The following is a 6,727-nucleotide window of genomic DNA, read 5'->3' as shown; positions in this document are numbered from 1 at the left end:
CCTGGGCTTCCGGAACCTGACCCACTACATCGCCCGCAGCCTCCTCGAGGCCGGCGGATTCAAACCCCGACTACACCCTCGATTGTGAAGAGCCCATTAACGGGCTGATCGTGACAAAGCTCAGAGCAAATGCTCTGATCACCACGCTGGCCATGAATATGGTGCTACAAGGCGGCCTGCTTGCGATCACGGGCGGAACGACGATTACCAACCTCCCTGACTCGTACAAGTGGGTCAGTCAAGGTCAGATTGGCGGTTTCCCAGTCCTTCCGTTCGTCCTCATCATTGCGTTCGTCATCTTCCACCTCATCTGGACCCGCACGTCCTTCGGTCGCGCGCTGTTCGCGGTGGGCGGCAACTACCGCGGTGCCTACATTGCCGGTATCAGCGTCGACAAAGTGAAAATCTGGGCCTACGTCGTCTCCGGTCTGCTCTCCGGCTTCGCGGGTTGGCTCCTTTCCGGATACATGGGCGCAGTCACGTCATCGTTCGGCACGACGTACGAGATGCAGGTCATCGCGGCCGCGGTCATCGGAGGCGTCAGCCTGACGGGTGGTAAGGGCTCCATGTTAGGTGTTCTCGCCGGCACCCTTCTACTCACGGTCATTCAGGTTGGCCTCGCGATTCTAGGAATCCAGTCCACTCTCATTACTCTGGCGGGTGGCCTGATGATCTTCGCCGCCGTATTGATCGACGCCTTGCGAAACTTGTACAATAACCGAAGCTAGGCTGACGATTTGAATTCGCAACTGAAGGTGCGGGATCGGCGAGATAGAAACCGACCCGCACCTTCGTTCAATACAGTCCCGCCAGCCAGTTCAATCGAATTACCCTGCGTGGAGCGTAAGTTGACCAAAAAGTACCCCGGGATCAAACGAAGCACTCGCCGCCTGGTTTACGGATTCCTTCGACAGCAACCGCAAGCGACTCGAAACGACGTTGCGGCGGCGCTCACGCTCTCGATCCCAACCGTCTCGAAATACCTCGCGCACCTGACTGAAACTGGGCTAGCAGAAGAAAAATCAAAACTCACACCCGGTGAAGTCGGAGGTCGCGCACCTTCGACCTATGCCGCCATCGCGGATGCTCGTATCGCGATCGGTGTGAGCATTACGCGTCGATCTATCACAACGGTCGCTGTCAATCTTCACGGCAGACTGCTCGCCTCGCATCGCTTCCCCATGGCCTTTAAGAGGAGCGATAAGCACGCGCAAGCAGTCGGGGAGCAAGTACGCAAACTCATTACCGAAGCCAAGATCGAAGACGAAGCGCTCCTCGGAATTGGCATCGCGATGCCCGGCCTGGTAGACACCGCAACTGGCACCGTTGTCTACGGACGCGTCATCGATAACGAGGGATTTACGGCAGAGCATTTTCGTCCTCACCTTCCCGCCGATGCCGTCATTCTTCACGACTCCTACGCCGGCGGCCTAGCGGAAGCCTGGGCATGGGGAAACCTCGACAATGCTTTCCACATCAGCCTCAACGAGTCTGTAGGTGGATCCGTCATCTTCCACAATGAGGTATTCCGTCTCGAAGATGGCTACCCAGGTGAAGTCGGGCATATCACCGTAGATCCGGGGGGTGAACAGTGCTACTGCGGCATGTCAGGCTGTGTCGAGACGGTTTGTTCATCAACCAAGCTACTCGACGCCGGCGCCCAGACGATGGAAGAGTTTTTCGCGATTCTAGAGCGAGACACCAAAGCGGCTAAGGCATGGGACACCTACACCGACTTTCTGGCGATCACGATCCGCAATATCCGAGCACTATTCGGCGGTGAAGTGATCCTGGGTGGCGAGGTAGGAGCACATATGGGCCCCTACCTGCGCGACGTGTGGGTGAAGGTCGAGAATATGGCGCTCTTTGGAGAGCACGTAAAGGATTACGTCAAGCTAAGCAAGCAAGAGCGGCACCCGGTTGCCGCGGGTGCCGCCTTGCACTTTATCCAGGAATTCTTGCAGGATCCCGGACCTCAGGAGGACTAAAGCTCCTGCTGGAAGGCCGCGAGTGTATGCATCTGCTCACGAGTTGCCGGGTAGAGCGAGCGATAGAGCTCGTAGAGCTTGCTGTAGCGCTCATGGTTTTCCGGATTCGGTTCGAGAGTGCGCACTGGCGGATTCCAATCTTTAGCTTCGATTGGTTTGATGGCGCATGCGGCGAGCCAGGCCATGCCGAAGGCTGCACCGATCGTGTGCGTCGGAATCACCTGCGGGCGGCCGGTGACATCCGAGACGATCTGCGTCCACACGTCACCCTGAGTACCGCCACCGACGGCGACGATCCGATCGATCTGACCGCCGACTGCCTCGATCGCCTCAATGTTGTGGCGCACCCCCATCGCGGTCGCCTCGAGCGCCGCACGGTACAGGTCGCCACGCGTGTGATCGATCGTCAATCCCACGATGAGTCCGCGCGCATCGGCGTCCAAAATTGGTGTACGCTCGCCGGCAAAATACGGCAGCATGACTAGTCCACGAGCACCAAGGCCGGACCTGGCAGCCTCTTGTACTAGCTCGCCGTAGTCCGCTCCCCCGAAAAGCTCACGTAGCCACCCCGTGATTGCACCCGAGGTGGCCATACCTCCGGCAACATTCCGGGTCTTAGCGAGAGCACCTACAGTGCCCCACATTTCTTTCGACCTGACGACCGACTCAACAGTGTTCACGAAGAACATCGTTGTGCCGTACATGAGCATGAGGTCTCCGACGTTGTGCGCATCGACGGATAACGCCTCGGACCATGCGTCGATCGTTCCCGCAACGACCGGGATTCCCTCGGGCAGCCCGGTCTGAGCTGCCGCATCCGATGTCACCGTGCCGATGACGTCCCCGGCCCAGAACAGCTCGGGTAGTTCGATCGACGGCGCGATCTTCTGGACCCACGGTTCGTACCAGGTGAGCGCTTCGGTGTCGTACAGCGGCGTGCACTGGGATGCTGACTGGTGATCGAGTGTGTAGGAGCCAGTCAGATTCCATACGAGGAAAGACGCCGGCATGAAGAATCGACTTGCTTGCACATAAACCTCTGGCTCATTCTCTTTTACCCACGCGAACTTCGGTCCCGCCGCCTGAGATGACAGGACGGAACCACCGCGTTGGAGAATTGCATCTTCTCCCCCAAGTTCGTCAGTGAGCCTCTCGACCTGTTTCATTGCTCGCGTGTCGACGCCGTAGAGAATTGCTGGGCGGACGGGTACACCAGCTGCATCGGCAAGCGCTACGCAAGGTCCCATGCCCGAGACGCCGATGGCGACGATTTCAACGTCTGGTTGGCTCTGGCGAAGCTCCGCCAAAACATCGCATAGCTCCCTCCACCAGACGTTGGCGTCCATTTCCACGTGTCCGGCGCGAGGCCGCTGAACATCGTGTGGCCGTTGCGCAACGGCAAGGATTTCACCATCTAGCGACGCGAGAACGCCTTTACTACTCGACGTCCCGACGTCGAATCCAAATACTGCCTGGACCATGATCCATCCACTTCATTGTCGAATTTCAGTTGGCACAACCAGTATATAAAGCTTCTTTACAAACTGGAACCCCTACCCTACCGCAGGTAATGGACGTCCTGGTGGCTCATCTTCTCCGAATCGCGCATGAACGCGTCGACGGCTTCCAGCGTGTGCGAATTGTCGATTATGCGTTCGGCGATCCTGACGCTCATCGTGAAATCCGGGACGCCGCGGGCGCCGAGCGTGCCGACGATATCAGGGTTGCGCAGCGACGCAGCGAAGGTCCGCACGCCGGTGCCCTTGAGGATGTCGACCATCGTCGTGATCGTGCTGACGGGATCCTGACCGAGGTCCTCAAGACGGCCGGCATAGGGCGCGATGCCCCAGCAACCGAGTTCCTTCGCGGCCATTGCCTGCGTCGGGTGGTAGGCTGCGGTCAGCAGCGTCGGGATGCCGCGCGAGTGCAGTTCGGTGACGACCTCATAGCCTTCCCTTGAGGCGGGCACCTTCACGATGATGTTCCGGCCGAGGTTCGCGATCTCCAGACCCGATTCGAGTAGTTCGCCGGGGCTATAGCCGATTGCTTGGAAGAAGATGTGCTCGAAGGGGAGCTTGCAGAACTCTTCATACAAGCCCGGGATCGCGTCCTGCCCGAGGTTGGAGCGGGCGAGAATCGTCGGGTTCGTGGTGATCCCCTTGAAGAGGCCGGTTCGCACGAGTTCTTTGGCTTTGTCGACGTCAGCGGTATCGAGCATCAGCATGGGACGGAACGCTCCTTTGAAAAGATCCGGTGTCGCCAGTCTATCGGCGGGAGCTTTCACTCAAGGTAGGACCAGGGTCTGGTTCACGGGGTAGGAAGCGGCACATTAGCGGCGCTATCGACGATTGTGTCCAGCAGTTCGCTGATGCCCGGGATGCGTTTCGAGGAGTCCATGATGACGGCACTGACCCGGCGGATGCGGTGGGGCGTGACGCGCCGGAAGACGACATCGGAGTCGACGTGCGCGGCCGCGATCATGAGGTGGGTCAGCTGGCAGACACCGAGACCCACGCCGACGAGTTTTTGCAGCGCGATGTAGTCGTCGGTGTCGAGTTTGATGTCAGGCACGAAGCCCGCGTCGGCTGCCGCGGTGAGCAACCCCCGCCGGCATTCGGGACAGCCCGCAATCCAGCGTTCCGACGCCAGTGAGGACATCGGGATCTCATCTGTGTCTGCCGCGGCGTGGCCCCGATGAACGGCGAGGTAGACATCCTCGTCCATGATCGTGCGCCAGATTTCGTCCGGCTCGGGCTTTGGCCCTGCATCCCCCTCGGTGAAGTAGTGCCCGACGATCGCCGCATCGATTTCCCCCTTGCGTAGCTCTCGCATCGCCTGCGTCGCGTTCATTTCGAACAGTCGGACAGTCAGACCCGGATGGTCCTGGCGAAGCTGCTGCAGGGCGACGGGCACGATCGTCGCTGCGGCGCTCGGGAAGGACGCGAGCCGAATCTCCCCCGTTCGCAGCCCCGCGATGAGTTCAAGCTCGATTCGGGCCCGTTCGACCGATCCGAGGACGTCTTCGCCGTGACGGCGAATGACCTCTCCTGCTTCGGTCAGCACCGAGGTGCGCCCGATGCGCCGAATGAGCGGGGTACGCAGCTTGCGTTCGAGCTGCTGGAGTTGTTGGGTGACCGCGGGCTGGGAGTAGCCGAGTTCGCGCGCCGCGCCGGAAAGCGAACCCGTACGATGAATGGCATCAATGAGGAGGAAACTGCGGATCTCCAGCATGTGCCAATCATAAGTGTCCCTTATAGGTAAGCCAAGCATCCGGGCATTGTCCTTATTGTTTGTCTTCGAGATGATGGAGGGCGGAGGTCACCATAGTGAAGCATTCAGAACGCCAGGCGTGCCGCAAGTGGGCAATCGACGCCATCAAAACGATGAACGAAGCGATGGGCGATACCTCGACCCCACTGCACGAATTCCCCGTCCCGAAAGAATGGGGCGTCAAAGTCATCTTGAAGGACGAATCGGTCCTGGCCTCCGGCTCTCTGAAGCACCGTCTCGCCGCCAGCCTCATCTCCTTTGGCATCTGTAACGGCGACATCACTCAACACAGCACGCTCGTCGACGCATCCAGTGGTTCGACCGCTGTGTCCGAAGCCTTCTATGCAAAGGCCCTCGGCCTGCCGTTCGTCGCGGTCGTCCCGAGCTGTACCTCGCCAAAGAAGCTCCAGATCATCGAAGAGTCGGGCGGCAAGTGCTACCTGTGCGAGCCCGGCGAATCGATCTACAACAAGGCCGCCGAACTCGGAGCCCAGGACAACTGGGTCTACCTCGACCAGTTCACGAACGCGAGCCTGCGCACCAACTGGCGCTCGGATAACCTCGCGAGCGCGCTCTTCCAACAGCTTGCCGCCACGAGCCACGAAATCCCCGCATGGGTCATCGTCGGCGCCGGCACCGGTGGCACCGCGTCGACGATCGCGCGCTACTCCCGCTACCACGGGCTCGACACCCAACTGTGCGTCGTCGATCCCGAGGGCTCGGCCTACTACGAGGCGTGGAAGACGAACTCCCGCGAAATCACCGGCCCCGGCTCGCGCATCGAGGGTATCGGCCGTCCCCGTGTGGAACCGTCCTTCATCCCGAGCATTGTTGATGAAGTCCTTCCGATCCCCGACCGTGCCTCGGTCGCGGGTATGGTCGCGATGCGCGACCGCGGCTTCGACGTCGGCGCCTCCACCGGGACGAACATCATCGGCACGCTTGCGATCGCCTACACGATGTACAAAAACGGCATCTCCGGCACCATCGCGAGCATCATCTGCGACCGCTCGGACCGCTACCAGGACAGCTATTGCAGCAATGAGTGGCTGGATGAGAGTGGCCTTGCCCCGTGCGAATACCTCGACGAACTCAATGCCTGGCTCGACGGCGGCGAGATGCCGTCGTGGGTCCCCGTCCCCGAGGTCAACTAGGACGCGACATGTCGAGGAGCGGATGAATCGGTCACGTATCGCTTCCGACAGTGCAACGACCGATTCAAGGATCGTGTTTTCGATGATTGACTGCTCCAGATCGAGTTGAAAGATGACATCATGTTGGGGTGACGATGGAACTGAAAGTTCCTAACCAACCTGCAACGGCGTCCTCATGATCTTTGGCCGCTTTTTCAAGAACAAGAACCAGAACAAGCCTGACTGGATCGCCCCGAGTTTGGTGGAGAGTTCATAGCGGTACGTCAGCCACCACTGGCCGACTGGTTTCAGTGTAGTAGTGTTCCTCGAACTGCG

The 6,727-nt window shown here is 59.8% G+C and carries 6 protein-coding genes; 3 read left to right on the top strand and 3 right to left on the bottom strand.

Annotated elements, in window-relative coordinates; all coding sequences use genetic code 11:
* The first annotated feature begins 95 nt into the window (after positions 1 to 95).
* Together BSZ39_RS11770 and BSZ39_RS11765 are read left to right on the top strand one after the other, a co-directional pair.
* Positions 96 to 728, top strand: coding sequence for an ABC transporter permease (locus BSZ39_RS11770; RefSeq protein WP_342741822.1), 633 nt, complete (start codon positions 96 to 98; stop codon positions 726 to 728).
* 120 nt (positions 729 to 848) lie between these two features.
* A complete protein-coding gene (locus BSZ39_RS11765) occupies positions 849 to 1,988 on the top strand; it encodes an ROK family transcriptional regulator (RefSeq protein WP_158025193.1) in 1,140 nt (379 codons plus the stop codon).
* Here the strand turns inward: BSZ39_RS11765 and BSZ39_RS11760 are convergent.
* From BSZ39_RS11760 to BSZ39_RS11750, 3 genes are all read right to left on the bottom strand, one after another.
* Positions 1,985 to 3,469, bottom strand: coding sequence for an FGGY-family carbohydrate kinase (locus BSZ39_RS11760; RefSeq protein ID WP_073717516.1), 1,485 nt, complete (start codon positions 3,467 to 3,469; stop codon positions 1,985 to 1,987). The two genes, BSZ39_RS11765 and BSZ39_RS11760, sit on opposite strands and share 4 nt — an antisense overlap.
* A gap of 77 nt (positions 3,470 to 3,546) precedes the next feature.
* Positions 3,547 to 4,212 (bottom strand): transaldolase family protein, encoded by a 666-nt coding sequence (locus tag BSZ39_RS11755; protein ID WP_073717515.1) that lies wholly within the window; start codon positions 4,210 to 4,212, stop codon positions 3,547 to 3,549.
* Between the two features lie 83 nt (positions 4,213 to 4,295).
* Complete coding sequence (locus BSZ39_RS11750; RefSeq protein WP_073717514.1) at positions 4,296 to 5,219, bottom strand: LysR family transcriptional regulator; 924 nt, start codon at positions 5,217 to 5,219, stop codon at positions 4,296 to 4,298.
* A 95-nt stretch (positions 5,220 to 5,314) separates the two neighbouring features.
* Here BSZ39_RS11750 and BSZ39_RS11745 point away from each other — a divergent pair, with 95 nt between their 5' ends.
* Positions 5,315 to 6,412 carry a PLP-dependent cysteine synthase family protein gene (locus tag BSZ39_RS11745; protein WP_073717513.1) on the top strand — a complete coding sequence of 366 codons (1,098 nt, stop codon included), beginning with the start codon at positions 5,315 to 5,317 and terminating at the stop codon, positions 6,410 to 6,412.
* Positions 6,413 to 6,727: the final 315 nt, after the last annotated feature.

Source organism: Bowdeniella nasicola (assembly GCF_001907295.1).
GTDB lineage: Bacteria > Actinomycetota > Actinomycetes > Actinomycetales > Actinomycetaceae > Bowdeniella > Bowdeniella nasicola.
This window is presented reverse-complemented; position numbering and strand designations above follow the sequence as displayed.